At 59.9% G+C, this 15,717-nt stretch carries 15 protein-coding genes; 9 read left to right on the top strand and 6 right to left on the bottom strand.

Translation table 11 applies throughout. The annotated features are described in order from the left end of the window. On the bottom strand, nucleotides 1–470 hold a 470-nt coding region (locus tag VFE81_RS00945; RefSeq protein WP_325042796.1), incomplete at its 3' end, for an autoinducer binding domain-containing protein. Between the two features lie 193 nt (nucleotides 471–663). On the opposite strand from VFE81_RS00945, the gene VFE81_RS00950 reads away from it, so the two are divergent. From VFE81_RS00950 to VFE81_RS00960, 3 genes are all read left to right on the top strand, one after another. After that, nucleotides 664–1,575, top strand: coding sequence for an AraC family transcriptional regulator (locus VFE81_RS00950; protein WP_325042797.1), 912 nt, complete (start codon nucleotides 664–666; stop codon nucleotides 1,573–1,575). 592 nt (nucleotides 1,576–2,167) lie between these two features. Then, entirely contained in the window at nucleotides 2,168–2,593 is a 426-nt protein-coding gene (locus VFE81_RS00955; protein ID WP_325042798.1) for a DUF3830 family protein, read from the top strand. Between the two features lie 652 nt (nucleotides 2,594–3,245). Next, the gene (locus VFE81_RS00960; protein ID WP_325042799.1) at nucleotides 3,246–5,852 is read left to right on the top strand and encodes a YadA-like family protein; all 2,607 of its coding nucleotides are present in this window, start codon (nucleotides 3,246–3,248) and stop codon (nucleotides 5,850–5,852) included. A gap of 95 nt (nucleotides 5,853–5,947) precedes the next feature. Here the strand turns inward: VFE81_RS00960 and VFE81_RS00965 are convergent, their stop codons facing one another. The 3 genes from VFE81_RS00965 to shiA form a co-directional block, all read right to left on the bottom strand. Continuing rightward, on the bottom strand, nucleotides 5,948–6,076 hold the full coding sequence (locus VFE81_RS00965; RefSeq protein ID WP_325042800.1) for an MFS transporter small subunit: 129 nt from the start codon (nucleotides 6,074–6,076) through the stop codon (nucleotides 5,948–5,950). Nucleotides 6,077–6,086: 10 nt separating this feature from the next. Further along, entirely contained in the window at nucleotides 6,087–7,490 is a 1,404-nt protein-coding gene (locus tag VFE81_RS00970) for an L-lactate MFS transporter (RefSeq protein ID WP_325042801.1), read from the bottom strand. Nucleotides 7,491–7,836: 346 nt separating this feature from the next. Next, nucleotides 7,837–9,165: a shikimate transporter gene (shiA, locus tag VFE81_RS00975; RefSeq protein ID WP_325042802.1), complete on the bottom strand. Its 1,329-nt coding sequence runs from the start codon at nucleotides 9,163–9,165 to the stop codon at nucleotides 7,837–7,839. 371 nt (nucleotides 9,166–9,536) lie between these two features. Between shiA and VFE81_RS00980 the strand changes: the two genes are divergently transcribed. The 6 genes from VFE81_RS00980 (at nucleotide 9,537) to VFE81_RS01005 (ending at nucleotide 13,864) form a co-directional block, all read left to right on the top strand. Beyond that, nucleotides 9,537–9,761 (top strand): hypothetical protein, encoded by a 225-nt coding sequence (locus VFE81_RS00980; protein ID WP_325042803.1) that lies wholly within the window; start codon nucleotides 9,537–9,539, stop codon nucleotides 9,759–9,761. After that, nucleotides 9,739–10,458, top strand: a complete 720-nt coding sequence (locus VFE81_RS00985) for a GntR family transcriptional regulator (protein WP_325042804.1) — start codon at nucleotides 9,739–9,741, stop codon at nucleotides 10,456–10,458. The genes VFE81_RS00980 and VFE81_RS00985 overlap by 23 nt, the downstream gene beginning before the upstream one ends. 513 nt (nucleotides 10,459–10,971) lie before the next feature. Further along, nucleotides 10,972–11,115, top strand: a complete 144-nt coding sequence (locus VFE81_RS00990; protein ID WP_325042810.1) for a hypothetical protein — start codon at nucleotides 10,972–10,974, stop codon at nucleotides 11,113–11,115. Nucleotides 11,116–11,143: 28 nt separating this feature from the next. After that, nucleotides 11,144–12,391: a formyl-CoA transferase gene (gene frc / locus VFE81_RS00995; RefSeq protein WP_325042805.1), complete on the top strand. Its 1,248-nt coding sequence runs from the start codon at nucleotides 11,144–11,146 to the stop codon at nucleotides 12,389–12,391. Between the two features lie 31 nt (nucleotides 12,392–12,422). After that, nucleotides 12,423–13,208, top strand: coding sequence for a fumarylacetoacetate hydrolase family protein (locus tag VFE81_RS01000; RefSeq protein WP_325042806.1), 786 nt, complete (start codon nucleotides 12,423–12,425; stop codon nucleotides 13,206–13,208). Continuing rightward, nucleotides 13,205–13,864, top strand: a complete 660-nt coding sequence (locus VFE81_RS01005; RefSeq protein WP_325042807.1) for an NAD(P)(+) transhydrogenase (Re/Si-specific) subunit beta — start codon at nucleotides 13,205–13,207, stop codon at nucleotides 13,862–13,864. Before VFE81_RS01000 ends, VFE81_RS01005 begins: the two co-directional genes overlap by 4 nt. Nucleotides 13,865–13,923: 59 nt before the next feature. On the opposite strand, the gene VFE81_RS01010 is transcribed toward VFE81_RS01005, so the two are convergent. Both VFE81_RS01010 and VFE81_RS01015 read right to left on the bottom strand, forming a co-directional pair. Continuing rightward, nucleotides 13,924–14,229: a hypothetical protein gene (locus VFE81_RS01010; RefSeq protein ID WP_325042808.1), complete on the bottom strand. Its 306-nt coding sequence runs from the start codon at nucleotides 14,227–14,229 to the stop codon at nucleotides 13,924–13,926. Between the two features lie 96 nt (nucleotides 14,230–14,325). Beyond that, the gene (locus VFE81_RS01015) at nucleotides 14,326–15,267 is read right to left on the bottom strand and encodes a LysR family transcriptional regulator (protein ID WP_325042809.1); all 942 of its coding nucleotides are present in this window, start codon (nucleotides 15,265–15,267) and stop codon (nucleotides 14,326–14,328) included. Nucleotides 15,268–15,717: the final 450 nt, after the last annotated feature.

The raw sequence follows: 15,717 nt of genomic DNA on the forward strand, positions 1-15,717 counted from the left end.
AGCTCGAAATAACGCTCGCGGAAATAGCGCGTGAGCCATGTCTGCGACTCATAGCTGGTCAGCACGAACATCGTCTTGTGATGCGCGGTGGTGCGCGTGGCTGAGTAGCTGAACGAGTCGAAGCCAAGTTGCTTGATGCGCCGCCGCACGAACTCGATGCGGTCCTGCGCACTGCCAAATCGCACTAGCGGACTGATTATTGGCGCGGCCCGCCGCGCAGCGGGCGAGGGCGTGCCGATCTCCTCTTCGGTGAAGAGCGTGAGGAAACCCGCGGGCGCGATGCCTGATGCGGCGCGGGGAGATGCCCTGGATGCTTCAGCCGCGTGGGCTGATTTCTCGGGTTGCCGCGTGCCGGCCGGGTAAGCCGGTTGTGCAGTAACCACTGAGTTGTAAGCCGCCGACACGTGGCTGGCTTCGCCTTGCGGCGAACCAGTCAGCCAATGCGGCAGCGTATCGCATTCGTGTTCCATGAAACGGTAGCTCCGGCGTTCGAAACGCGTGATGGACGACAACCTGGATGATTAACTATTTCCAAATATTACGGTAGCCGGTTCCTTGCTATCATTTTTGAGATCTTGCGCTGACCTCTAACCGGCTTAAGTGGCGATACGGCTGTGAAAGGGTTTGTTCATGTGCATGCGGGACCTCCCAGAAAGAGACGTGATGGCAAAAATTCCTAAGCTGACAACGACGCTCGCCTACGACCGCTATATGGCGGGCCAGAAACTGGTGTCGAGCGTGGATCGCCCGTGGCGGCATCTGGTGCTGCGCTCGTACCTTGAACCGGCCGAGCAGGAACTGCTGGAGGCGCCCGGCCTGCAGGACGTCACGCTGATGACGCTCGGCAGCGGCGCCGAACACCTTGAGCGCAACCTGAACGGGCACTGGGAGAGCGCCGACCTGCGCGTGGGCGACGTCTGGTTCGTGCCGCCCGTACCGATCTCGTGGCGCTGGCGCTCGATCAGCGATGAGCCGCTGTCGACGATCCATTTGCACATGGAGCGCAGCCTGATCGACAGCGTTGCCGACCAGATGGAGCTGGGCGGCTCACGCGAACTGTCGCTTGGCGACGCGATGCAGATTCACGATCCACTGATCGCCGCGATGCTTGGCGCATTGCATCGCGCCGCGGGCGATCCTGCCGACTCGCGGTTGTATGTCGACGCGCTGGCTCACGCGCTCGCCGCTCATCTGTTGCAACATTATTCGCGCGGCCGTCATGCCGAAGCCGGCCTGCCGCCGCAGCCCGAGCGCCTGGTGCCGCGCCGCATTCGCCGTGTAACCGATTACATTCGCGCCAATCTTGCCGCCGATCTGGCCATTAGCGAACTGGCCGCGCATGCCGGGTTAAGCAGCTTTCATTTTGCCCGGGTGTTCCACCGCGAGACCGGTGAAACGCCCCACCAGCTTGTCACGCGCTTGCGACTCGAAGAAGCCGCGAGGCTGCTGCGCGCCACCGATCAGCCGGTGCTGCAAATTGCCATTGCGGTTGGTTTCGAAAACGCCAGTCATTTTTCTGTGCAGTTCAAGCGTAGCTACGGCGTGACACCGCTTGCCTACCGGCTGCGCGGCTGAGAGTCGGGTTGCGCGGCTGGATCGTGTGGGCGGCTCGCTAGCATGCGATGCCCAGGCGGCAGACGGTTGACGGCACGCAGACATTCGCCGGCGTCGACGCTGAGCAGCGCGGGAATGCCCAGTCGCCGCGTGGCATAGTGTATCGAGGCCGGTCGCGGTGGGTTGTCGAGGGCAAAGTTTGTTGAATCGCCGAAACGGGAATCACGCACTTTTCGCAGTTTGCTGTGCATTGCGCGCCTTGCAAACTACGAACTTTCGTGGCGCGGTTGGGAAGCGACCTGGCATGCACGGGTCTCGATGCTGTTCCGACCACGCCTCGAGCTGCCGGGTTCAATACGTGGTGCGGTACGCAGCCGCGGAAAACCACTGCGCCTGCTGGGGTCGCGGTGGTTCGCAGCCGATTGTCTTGGGCGGGTGGCAGCCTGTTCCATGCGCCGTAGCCGCCACCACTGGATCAACTGGCCTGACCAGTTGAACGGCAATTGTATCTGTTGAAGCATTGCATCGGCCGACAGAATATTGGGCTTACGACTTGGCTTTAGCCGGCGTCTGACCGACCATTCCACTCAACCGTCACTCCGGATACCTAGCGATGACCCGACTTCGAATCACCTCCTGCGGCCATGTTTTTACTGCCGAAACTCATCCCGACGCGCCGCAAACGGTGGCTGCCTTTCTGAAGCTGCTGCCGTACCGTCAGAAGATCATTCACGTGCGCTGGAGCGGCGAGGGCTGCTGGGTTCCGCTTGGCGACTTCAAACTCGAAAACGACGGCGCGGCAGTCGGCTTCGAAAATCACACGAGCCATCCGTCGGTTGGCGACATCCTGTTCTATCCGGGCGGTTATAGCGAAACGGAGATCATTCTCGCGTACGGTTCGTGCTGCTTCGCAAGCAAGCTGGGGCAGCTCGCGGGCAATCACTTCCTGACCATCGTCGAAGGCAAGGAAAAGCTGCGCGAACTCGGCACCAAGGTGTTGTGGGAAGGCGCACAAGAGGTGCTGTTCGAGAAGATCTGAAGCCGCGGAGTGCGGTTTGCGTGGTCTGCGGAGAACGCGTCCTAACTCTGGTTGATTTCCCCTGTGTGAATCGAACCTCCAGGAGGCGCCCGGGGCGGGTCTAACCGCTCACGGTCTGCCTCCGGAGCAAAGTTCGCAGTCAATTCCAGGCGCGTTGAGTGTGGCGCGCAATATCTTACTTTCGCGGCTAACGCAGCAACGCGAGAAACGATTTTCGAAATTACGTTTCCGATTTACCTCGACACTTAGTCGGCCTTCCTCCGCGAGCGGCATCAGACCGCCCGCTGACTTTTCTCGCTCGATACCCCTGTCACGCACGATACCAAGTCGTAGGCTTAATGCCAGCCCTCAAGGCTTGAGAAACGCTAAGAGCGTGTCTTGGCGCGGCCTAAAAATATCTCAGCTTATCTAAGACATCTGGCACTTTGCGTCCTAAACGGGGTATGCCGTTTGTCCTTATTAAAGCTAAAAAATTGCTTTTAAGAGTTTTCGTATTCGCCGCCTTGAACGCTGACGGCAAACTAGGGGCGTCGCGTTTGTCGACCAGGTGAAAGCGCGGCGCATTCTTAAGTTTCTCTGCGTTTGAGTTGAATCTTTAGGATGTCTTAAGAAAAATCTTGGTGACTGAGTTTTGATAAAAAGACTGGGAGGAATGTTGAATAAAACCTACAAGACTGTTTGGAACAGAACGACCCGCACGTACGTCGCTGCGTCCGAGGTGCAGAAGAGCCGTGGCGCGAAGGGCGCGTCGGCATGTGGTGCGCTGGTGGCTGCCGGCGCGGGGTTGTTGGGTGCATTGACGTTTTCGCTGCCGGTCGGTGCGACGGGTTCCATCGATCAGTACATCGCTGTAAGCACAACATTGACCGATGGTAGCGAGCCTACGTCGGTAGATAATTCGAAGCTAAACGCGATGGCTTTGGGCCCGAATGCGATGTCGAATGGCGCCAACGCTCTGGCGGTTGGCGCAAAGACACTGGCGAGTCTCGACGGCACGACGGCAGTCGGTTCAGCGGCGGCTGCATTGGCAGTGAACGCTACGGTGATCGGTGCAGGCGCGACCACCAGTAGCGACGCGATGAACGGCGTGGCGATCGGCTATATGGCTTCCGCAGAGGGCGTCAATACGCTCGGTCTTGGTGCACACGCAAGCGCGTTTGGCGATGATTCTATTGCGCTTGGCACCAATGCTTCGACGTCCGACGGCGCGGCTAAAACCATCGCCATCGGCTCTGGTGCCTCGGCCAGCGCCGCCGGCGGGATTGCGCTCGGCGCCGGCTCAAAGGCAGATCGCGCCAATGCGCTGTCGGTTGGGAATTCAAGCCTGAATCGGCAAATCATCAACGTGGCTGCCGGCACACAGAGCAGCGACGTGGTCAACGTTTCTCAACTGAATGGCGCGATGGAGGCTATTGGAGGAGGAGCTACCGTCAATGTTGACGGCACGATCAGGAAGCCAACGTACACGATCAGCGGTCAGACTTACAACGATGTCGGTGCGGCTTTATCCGCTTTGGTGACAAACACGGTAACGGTTAGTGCGGATGCAGTGCAGTACGACTCCACATCGCATGACACGGTGACGCTGGGCAATGCCAGCACCCCGGTGCGGATCACCAACATACAGGCCGGGGCGCTCGCGGCCGACAGTCTGGACGCGGTGAACGGTTCGCAACTGTTCGCGACCAACCAGGTGGTGGCGCAGAACACCAGCGACATCGCCGCCAACACCGGCAGCATCACTGACCTCGATCAGCGTGTCACGAATAACAGCACGCAGATCACCAACCTCGACGCGCGCACCACAACGATCGAAGGAGACGTGAGCAACATCACGAATCAGATCACGAATGGCGAGATCGGCCTTGTCCAGCAGGATCAGGTGTCGCGCAATCTCACGGTGGCCAAAGACCTGGACGGCGCCAGCGTCGATTTCACCGGCACGGGCGGCGCACGCGAACTGACAGGCATCGCGGCCGGCACCACGGACACGTCCGCGGTCAATGTCGGTCAGGTCAAACCGGTCGTGGCTGCGCTCGGCGGCGGCGCACAGATCAATGCCGACGGTTCGTTGACCGGTCCCAGCTATCACATGCAGGGCGGTACGCAAACCACCGTCGGCGACGCGCTCGGTTCGCTCGACACCGGCCTCACCACCTTGCAGCAAAACATGGAGGCCGGCGGGATCGGCATCGTCACGCAAGATCCTGTGTCGCGCATCATCAACGTCGGTGCGACGACGGACGGCAGTCTGATCAACATAGCTGGCACGGCAGGCAACCGGGTGCTCACCGGTGTGGCGCCTGGTGCGGTCAATGCCGCCAGTACCGATGCGATCAACGGGGCGCAACTCTATGCGCACGCGGCGAGCACGGCGGTGGCGCTTGGCGGCGGCTCGACGGTCAATCCGGACGGCTCGGTGACGGCGCCGTCGTACAGCGTGGGTGGCACGGTCGTGAACAACGTCGGCAGCGCGATCAGCAATCTGGACGGCCGCGTGACGCAAAACACCAGCGATATTGCCGGACTGCAAACCACGATCAGCAACATCAGTGGGTCGGTGGCGAACGCTGTCCAGTACGACAGTTCTGCGCACAACAAGGTCACGCTGGGCGGCACGGCAGCCAATGCGCCAAAGGTCACGCTCACCAACCTGCAGGACGGTGAAATATCGGCTACCAGCAGCGATGCGGTGACCGGCGCGCAACTCTGGAACACCAATCAGCAGATCGGGGACCTCGGTCAGGCTGTGAAGAATACCCAGATCACCGGCAGCTCATATGTCGCCGTCAACAGTTCAGGCAATGCGGCGCAGGCGATCGGCAACGGTACGGTGGCGATCGGTGGCGGCGCGCAAGCGAGCGCGCCGAACTCGATTGCGATTGGCGAGGGTTCGGTTGCCGATCAGTCGAACACGGTTTCGGTCGGTTCGACCGACAACGCGCGCCGCATCACGAACGTCGCGGCTGGGCAGGCGCCCGGCGACGCCGTGAACATGCAGCAGTTCCAGGGCGGCATGAACGAAATCGCGCGCAATGCGTATTCGGGCACGGCGTCGGCTATTGCGTTGACGATGGTTCCGGAGGTCGATGCGAACCAGAACCTCGCGATCGGTGTCGGGACGGCCGGCTATAAGGGCTATCAGGCTGTCGCGGTCGGTTTGTCGGCGCGGGTTACACAGAGCATCAAGGTGAAGCTCGGGGCTGGCATCAGTTCTGCCACGACGACTGTCGGCGCCGGTGCGGCGTACCAGTGGTAGTCGGAGAAGGAGGGTAGGAGCGCGCGCAGTTCGCGCGCGTCGACAAGCTTTTCTCACACCCCGCACGTTCGAACGTGTGGGGTGTGGTGCAACACTTACTTGAACAGTTTCATCGCTTGCGTGAGCGTATTGACTACACCCCATGCCAGCGGCAGCATCACATACAACCAGAAGACGGCGAGCTTGACCTTGTTGGTCGGATGAATGGCTTGAACGGTCGACATGCGAGTCTCCTTAGGCGCCTTTGGCGAGTTGTGCGTCAGTCATGTGGTGCTTGTCGTCGACACGCTTGACCAGCAGGTTGCAGACGAAGCCGATTACGAGCAGCACAACCATGATGTGGATCGTCATCGTGTAGGCATCCGCCTTTGCCACGCCGTGCGCCACTTCATACGCACGGATGTAATTCACCAGCACAGGGCCCGCGACACCTGCCGAAGCCCAGGCGGTCAGCAAGCGGCCGTGAATGCCGCCAACGAACGCAGTGCCGAACATGTCCGCGAGATAGGCGGGCACCGTCGCGAATCCGCCGCCGTACATCGACAGGATCACGCAGTACGCGAGCACGAACAGGGCGATCTGGCCGGATGCGGCGAAACCGGGCACGAGGTAGTACAGCACGGCGCCGAGCGCGAAGAAGATGAAGTAGGTGTTCTTGCGGCCGATCCAGTCCGAAGCCGAGGCCCATACGAAACGGCCACCCATGTTGAACAGCGATAGCAGACCGACGAAACCAGCCGCTGCGGCAGCCGTCACGGTGTCCTTGAAGCTCTCCTGGATCATCACCGAGGCCTGGCCGAGAATGCCGATGCCAGCCGTCACGTTCAGGAACAACACCAGCCAGATCAGATAGAACTGCGGCGTCTTCAACGCCTGATCGATGTCCACGTGATTACGCGAAATCATCTTCTTCTGGTTGGTCGCGGGCGGCGTCCAGCCGGCGGGCTTCCAGTCTGCCGGCGGCACGCGAATCGCGAGTGCGCCGATCGACATCGAGATGAAGTACGCAATGCCGAGCACCACGAACGTCTCTGCCACGCCGATGCTGGTGGCGCTACGGAAGTGGTTCATCAGCGCCACCGACAAAGGCGCGGCAATCATCGCGCCGCCGCCGAAGCCCATGATCGCCATGCCAGTCGCCATGCCGCGGCGGTCCGGGAACCAGCGGATCAGCGTCGACACTGGCGATACGTAACCGAGGCCGAGTCCGATTCCGCCGATCACGCCATAGCCGAGATAGAGCAGCGCGATCTGATGCAGATGCACGCCAAGCGCGGAGACCAGGAAGCCGCCGCCGAAGCAGCACGCGGCGGTGAACATCGTGCGGCGCGGGCCGACATGTTCGAGCCACTTGCCGGCAAACGCCGCCGACAAACCCAGGAACACGATCGCCAGCGAAAAGATCCAGCCGAGCGACGTCAGTGACCAGTCGTCAGAAGTGGATTGAGTAATGCCGATGACTTTGGTCAGCGGACCGTTGAACACGGAGAAGGCATACGCCTGACCGATACAAAGGTGAACGGCGAGCGCTGCGGGCGGAACCATCCAGCGCGAAAAACCCGGTTTCGCAACGGTGGCCTGTTTGGAAAAGAATGGGGCAGAGCCTGAATTCCCGCTCGGCTCGGTGATACTGCTCATGGTCGGTCTCCGGTGTGACGAATGCTTTGTTATCGGCGTTTCATACGCAATGCTTTAGTGTCGCGGCGTAAAAATTGCAGGTTCATGCTTCAGCGATATATGTATTTTTATTTCATATAGCGTGAGCGATTTTGATATGGAACGTGCTGCGACGAACGATAGGATGCGAACTTGGCCTTTGCAATATGAGATATAAATGCATAAGGCATTAGCCTGGTGAAATGCGACCGTAATTTGCCGAATTGCGGCAACGTGACATGGACGTCCGGAATGGACTACCGAGCGCAGGGCAATCTGACCGACGGGATTGATAGGAAGGTGGGAATGGGGAAGGAGCGGAGGTGAGTCAGTCGACCGTGCGCCCGGTCTTCATCTTGGCCGCTACGAGCACCGAGATCAGGCAGCCGATCGCCAGGTAGGCCGCCACCGGATGCCAGGAGCCGCCAGCAAAGCTGACCAGCGCCACCGCGATAAACGGCGTGAAGCCGCCGCCGACCACGCTCGCCACCTGATAACCGACGCCCGCGCCACTGTAGCGGTACTCGGTGCCGAACAATTCGGTGAACATCGGTTGCTGCACGCTCACGACCATGTCGTGGGCGACGTTGGCGAGCATGACGGCGAAGATCACGATCCACACCGTCGAGCGGGCTTCGAGCGCAAGGAAGAACGGCACCGCGCTGAACATACCGATCAGCGCGCCGATGATATAGACACGCTGGCGGCCGAAACGGTCCGCAAGCCAGGCGAAGCAAGGAATCGTCACGCAGCTTACCGCGCCGACCAGCAGGCCGATCGAGAGGAAGAACTCGCGCGGCATATGCAGATTTGCGGTCGAGTAGTTCAGTGCGAACGCCGTCACGATATACATCGTGAACAACTCGGCAAGCCGCAGCGCAATGATCAGCAGGAAAGCCTTGGGGTGCTTCAGCAATGCCTCGACGATCGGCAGCCGCACGCTGCGTTCACCGTGCTCGCCGACCTTCTCGACGAACTCCTTCGATTCTTCCATGCTCGAGCGAATCCACAGCGCGATCAGCACCAGCACCACACTGAACAGGAAGGGCAGGCGCCAGCCCCAGTTCAGGAATGACGCGTTGTCCATCGAGCGGCTGATGATCGCAACGAGGCCAGTCGAGAGCACGAGACCCACGCCATAGCCGACCTGCACGCCGCTGCTGTAGAACGCCTTCTTCTTCTCCGGCGCGCTTTCGACCGCCATCAAGGCCGCGCCGCCCCATTCGCCGCCGACCGCGAAACCCTGGATCGCGCGCAAGGTCACGAGCAGCACCGGCGCCCACCAGCCGATGCTGGAGAAGGCAGGCAGCAGGCCGATTGCCGCGGTGGAAAGGCCCATCATCATCACCGTGAGGACCAGCATGCGCTTGCGTCCAAGCCGGTCGCCGTAGTGGCCGAACACAAAGCCGCCGAGTGGCCGGAACAGAAAGCCGACGCCGAAGGTTGCGAATGCGGCGAGTGTGCCCATCGCCGGGCTCACTTTAGGGAAGAATTCGGCGTTGAAGACGAGCGCGGCGACGATGCCGTACAGCAGAAAGTCGTACCAGTCGACCACGGCGCCGACGAAGCTGCCAAGCGCCGCCTTGCGTGCCTGGCTGCGCGCAGTGCGGTTGTCAGCGACGGCCGCTTTCGGCGTCTTTGGGATGGTGGAACTCATGACGGGGTCTCCTTGGAATTCTGGGGTGCTGTCTGGACGTGCGTGACAGGTGCAGGGCAGTGGCCGCCGCGGGCTCATCACAGGATTCCCCGAAGGTTAATGATGAGGAGCGGTTCCCACAATCCGCATCGGGGACAAATTGCGCGATCATCGAACGCGACTGCGCGAATAGCGCGCGTTTTGCGCGTTTACACGGAGCTTCGCCCGTTTGCAGAAGCAGAGGAACCACCCGCGCGCTACCCGTGCTACCTTGATTGAACATGTAATCCTAAAAACAACATTGACTGATATACTACATATTGAATATTGATTTTTGCGGCATTGCAGCATATGATTGAGCCCTCTGTTCACTCAATCATTCGGAGCTACAAATGGAATCTGTTCCTCTCTCGCTGCTTACCGTTGCCGTCGTGGGTTTAGGCTCTGCCGCCACCGTCCTGTTGACCCGCTGGATCCCGCATTCGGTTGCGCAGCTCGCAGCGCAACATGGCCGGTTCATCGGCTTGGGTGAGCAAGAAGGCGGAAAGGTTGCGGCGGCGCCGTATCGTGCGCATGTTCAACAAGAGGCGATGAATGTCGTCAGAACTTCAAACTGAAGCAGTGGCCACACCCTTGACGTTGTCGTTGCAACCCATCGGCGCGAGCGCGAGCTTGCGCGATCAGGCGTATGCAATGCTCCGCCAGGCCATTGCCGACGCAGATATATACCAGACCCGCGAAGAAATCCGCCTCGACGAGCGCGTGCTGAGCGAATCGCTGGGCGTGAGCCGTACGCCGGTGCGTGAGGCGATGACGCTGCTCGAACAGGAAGGTTTTCTGCGCATGGTGCCGCGGCGCGGCATCTACATCGTGCGAAAGAGCAAGCGCGAGATCGTCGAAATGATCCAGATGTGGGCCGCGCTCGAAAGTATGGCGGCGCGTCTTGCCACGCTGCACGCCACGGACAAGGAAATCGCCCGCCTGCGCCGCATGTTCGACAATTTTCGCGACGCCACGCCAGCCGAGCACATCGCTGAGTATTCCGACGCCAACATCGCATTTCATCAGGCGATCGTCGAGTTGTCGAAGTCGCAGATCATCCTCGACACGATCAAGAACATCTTTATCCACGTGCGGGCGATTCGCCGCATGACCATTTCGCAGAGCGATCGCGCGTCACGTTCTATCGTCGACCACCTGCGCATCATCGAGGCGCTGGAGAAGCGCGATACCGAACTGGCTGAGCGGCTCACGCGCCAGCATTCGCTCGATCTAGCGGCGTTTGTCGAAGCGAATTGCGATTTTCTGGATTGACGGCCGCTTAGGCGCCTGATTGGCGTAACGAACAAAAGGGCCCGCGGTGATGTCATCACCCCGGGCCCTTTTGTTTTGCCGATTCGTGTGTGTCAGGCGAGGCTGGCAAGCCAATAGCTCAATGCTGCGCGGCCAGAATCGTCCCCGCAATGCCGCGTTCAGCCGGCTCTTCGAGCCATATCCATGGACGTTCGCCGACCCCCGGTCGGTCGCTGTCATCTTGCGGTGCGGGATAAGCCCGACTTGACGGCTTATGAAATATGGTATGTGATATATCAAACGAGTTGGAAATAGGCGATAGCTCGGTGTTTTCCCCCTCGGATCGAGTGGATGTATGCGGTGCCATTTCGCTGCAGCTCAGGCTAGGTAAGCGTTTAGCTCGGGTCGACAGCTTTGCATGGGATTGGAGTAAGCGCTAAAGCGCTAACTCCAATCGACACAGGAGACGACGATGTTCGCAGTGGTTTCATCCCCGAATCCCGCCACGGGCAGCACGACGGCCACGGTGAAGAAGTGCGCGACCCGACGCAGATAGCCGGCGCATTGCAGCGCGCTCGTGAAGCGATTCATCGCACGGGCCGCCCGGCGATCGTGAAGATCTGGGTCGACCCGCGCGAATACGCGCCGGGCACGAAGAATCAGACCAGGTACAAGTAAAACGCGTAGACCTCAAGGAGACAATGAAATGAGCAAAGCACTCGACGGTGTGCGCATTCTCGATTTCACGCATGTGCAATCGGGACCGACCTGCACGCAGTTGCTCGCGTGGTTCGGTGCGGATGTGATCAAGGTGGAGCGGGCCGGTGCGGGCGATATCACGCGTGAGCAACTGCGCGATATTCCCGATGTGGACAGCCTGTACTTCACGATGCTCAATCACAACAAGCGCTCGATCACGATCGACACCAAGAACCCGGAAGGCAAGCAGGTTCTCGAGACGTTGATTCAGAAATGCGACGTGCTGGTAGAGAATTTCGCACCGGGCGCGTTGGACCGGATGGGTTTCACGTGGGAGCGAATTCAGGAATTGAATCCGCGCATGGTGGTGGCGTCGGTGAAGGGTTTCGGCCCTGGCCCCTACGAGGACTGCAAGGTGTATGAGAACGTCGCGCAATGCGCGGGCGGCGCGGCCTCGACCACCGGTTTCGACGATGGTCCGCCCGTGGTGACCGGCGCGCAGATCGGCGACAGCGGCACGGGTCTGCATCTGGCACTAGGCATTGTCACGGCGCTGTATCAGCGCACGCACACCGGGCGCGGTCAGAAGGTGCTCGCCGCAATGCAGGACGGCGTGCTCAATCTGTGCCGCGTGAAGCTGCGCGATCAGCAACGACTCGACCGCACCGGCACGATGAAAGAGTATCCGCAATATCCGAACGGGAAGTTCGGTGAAGCGGTGCCGCGCGCGGGGAATGCTTCGGGCGGCGGTCAGCCAGGCTGGATTCTGAAGTGCAAAGGCTGGGAGACGGATCCCAACGCATATATCTACTTCATCACGCAGGCACCGGTGTGGGCGAAGATCTGCAACGTGATCGGCAAGGAAGAGTGGGCCACCGATCCGAACTATGCAACGCCTGCCGCGCGCTTGCCGCATCTGAAGGATATCTTTGCCGAGATCGAGCGCTGGACCATGACCAAGACCAAGTTCGAGGCCGTGGAGATCCTCAATAAATACGACATCCCTTGCGGGCCGATCCTGTCGATGAAGGAAATCGCCGAAGAGCCGTCGCTGCGTAAAACCGGCACGATTGTCGAAGTGGATCATCCGACTCGCGGCAAGTATCTGACGGTTGGTAATCCTATCAAACTGTCGGACAGCCCAACCGAAGTCAAACGCTCGCCGCTGCTGGGTGAGCATACCGACGAGGTCATGGCGGAACTCGGCTATTCGCCCGAACAGATCAGCGCATTGCGGACCGCCGGCGCAATCTGAGCGCTCAATCTGAAGGCTCAAGGAGTGATGTATGGAAACGTGGATGCGTTTCATGTCGAGCGACGGTGGCGTCGTGTTCGGCCGGGTGGAAGGCGGCTATCTGCACGAGTACGAAAGTTTCGATCAGCCGGTACCGACCGGCGCGGTGTTGTCGACACGTGCACTCAGGCCGCTTGCGCCTTGTGCACCTGGCAAGATCGTCGCGTTGTGGAATAACTATCACGCGCTCGCGGCAAAGCTCGACAAGCCTGTGCCGGCGCATCCGCTATTTCTGTTGAAGCCGGCAGGTTCGGTGATCGGCTCGGGTGAGCCGATCCGTCGGCCGCTCAGTTACGCGGGGAAGATCGTCTACGAAGGCGAACTCGGTATCGTGATCGGGCGGCGCTGCCGCGATGCGAGTGCTGAAGAGGCTGCTGAATCGATCTTCGGCTACACGCTCATCAACGACGTGACCGCCGCCGATCTGCTGAACGAGAATCCGCACTTCCCGCAATGGTGCCGTGCAAAGGGCTTCGATACGTTCTGCTGCATCGGACCTTCGATTGTCTCCGGTTTCGACTGGCGCGCGGCGCATCTCGTGACGATGCTCGACGGTGTGGAACGGCAGAATTATCCGCTTGCCGATATGGTGTTTTCGCCTGCCGAGCAGGTGCGTCTGATTTCACAGGATATGACGCTCGAGCCAGGCGATGTGATCGCGTGCGGCACGTCGGTGGGTGTCGGCTCGATCAAGGACGGTGCGACGGTGACGATCTCGATCGATGGGATCGGCACGTTAAGCAATACGTTGGCCGCTGCGTGCGAGGTAGCAGTATGACGCGACGGCCGCGGCTCGTCGCGTTGCTTGGCAGTGCCGTGGGGCTTGCTGTCATGGCGTGCGGGTTTGTGCGTTATCTTTCGGCGGCGGCGCAGGCGAGTATCGAGCGCATCGAACTCTATGCCGCGGTCTTCATCGGCGCGCTGCTCTTCGCTACATCTGCAATCGCATTCTGCAAACTGTGCGGCACGTTGGACCTGAGCGCGGCGGCGCGTCCGGGCCATGGCATCGTCAATGTGTCGGCGCTGCTGCTGTGTGGATGGCTGGGCTACGGTTTCGTCACCGAACATGCGCAGCCGTTCGGACTCGCTGCGCTGCTTGCGATGAGCGCGCTTGCCGTAGCGCTGGGCACGCATTTGATGATCAACCACGAGTACTCCAACGACCGCGCTTCACACGTTCACGCGTTCGCCGGACGCCGTCACCACGCGCTAACGTTGGAGCGGTTGGAGCGGCCCGGGCTGCTGGCGCGCATTGAATGGCACGGTGGCGAAGAACAGGCATGGACGCTGCGTGAGACGATCGCGCCAGGCACGGTGCGCGCGGCAGCATACCGGCATCGCCGCGGCTGGCATGTCAGTGGGAAGATGGGCGTACAAAAACGCGGGTCTGTCCGCCAACGTTCCACTCATCGCGCCATGTACCGCCAAAGATGAATAGACAGACGCGACGAGTGGCAGGCAGAACAAATAGCGGGATTGCCCCGCCGAAACCGTTATTCGCCGGTTGCCGCGAATTCGCTGTAGTACCTGGCCTTCGTGCCCAGGATCATCTGGGCAAGAAACTCGGCGTCGTACGCCCGGTGAAGATGCGCGTGAAATCGCTCGATGTACGCAGTGATGCGCGCCGCTTCACTGTTGAATTCCTTCAGCACGTCGAGCGTGGCCTGGTCCCAACGGAACCGCAGACCAAGGTCGCTGAAGGCGGCGTTGTACGCGCTCAGATGGGCGTCGTCGGGACTGTCTACGGCAGCGCGTGCGGTACGCGTGCTGGTATGAGACTCAACCGAAGCTTGACTCATGATCGGCCTCCTGGGCTGACAAGTAAGAGAACTCACTTGCAGGATAGGGATGCTGATCAATTTGCAATAATTAAAGTTTTATTGGCTTTCCATAACCTACTGCTTATAGACGCTCAATTCCTTCACGCGCGTGATTTTCTCGATGAGGTTTGCACCTTCTTCCATCAGGAAGCGTTTGAAGGCAACCGCAACCGGCGGCAGGCGTTTGTTCTTCCTATGCACGACGTACCAGTTGAGCATGACCGGAAAGCTCTCGACGTCGAGCACGACCAGATGGCCGAGCTGCAACTCGAGACTGATCGTGTGCGCGGAAAGAAATGCGATCCCCATGCCGGCGATGACGGCCTGCTTGATCGTCTCGGTGCTCTTGATCTCCATCGCGATCTTGAGATTGGTGAGACGGCCCGCGAAGCCTTCTTCCATCGAATTCCATGTGTCCGAGCCGCGCTCGCGCACGATGAAGGCCTCGTTCGCCAGCTGGCTCATCTTGATGTTGCGCTTGTGCGCGAGCGGATGCGTGGGCGCCGCCACGATCACGTAAGGGTGCGGCGCGAACGGTTCGTTGGTTGCATCGGTTTCGTGCGGCGGGCGCACCATCACTGCGAGATCGGTCTGGTTGGTCGCGAGTTGATGCAACAGTTGTTCGCGATTGTGCACGGCGAGATTGAGCACGACGCCGGAGTAGCGCCGTGTGAATTCAGCCAGCAGGCGTGGAAAGAAATAGTCGCCTGCGCTGATCACCGCGACGTTCAGCTTGCCGCCGGAGACGCCCTTGAGCTGACTCATCGCCTCGTCGACTTCGTGGAACTGCTGAATGATCGCGCGGCTGTAGTGAAGCATCTCGGTGCCGGCCGGCGTCAGATAGATTTTTTTGCCGAGCTGCTCGAACAGCGGCAGCCCCGCGTGTTCCTCGAGTTGCCGGACCTGGGTGGAAACGGCGGGCTGCGTCAGATGCAATTCTTCCGCGGCACGCGAGAAGCTCAGGTGGCGCGCCACTGTTTCAAAGACCTTCAGTTGCCGCAGAGTGGCATTGCGCATCGTCGTGGCCGATGTATAAGCAATAGTGAATCAACATAATAACAAACTTTAATTATTCGTAATTCAGCAATGACCCTAGCATGGGTCTGTATAAGAAGCGGAATTGCCGCTGCAGTATTCGGGTTAACGTGTGAATGCGAGGCGCGGCGGGGGCAGCAGCGGAAGATTGATGGAGTGCCGATGTTTAATTGATCGGAATAAAGAACCGACCGGAAAACGGTAATTCAAGTGGGGCGGTTCTTTAAAGAACACGGATTAAAGACGCAAATACTAAATATTCCCGAATGGCAAGGCTGGTCGGGTCATAACGATAAGGTGAGACGCATACAGTGCGGCGTGACTGCGGGCCGCACTAAATAAATAGTGGAGACAAGGCTCATGGACGATATCACTCAGCAGGCCACGGCACGCGTATTCTGGGCGAACCGTTGGTGGCAGCTCGTCATCGGC

Origin of the sequence: Paraburkholderia sp., assembly GCF_035656215.1 — a bacterium.
Classification (GTDB): domain Bacteria; phylum Pseudomonadota; class Gammaproteobacteria; order Burkholderiales; family Burkholderiaceae; genus Paraburkholderia.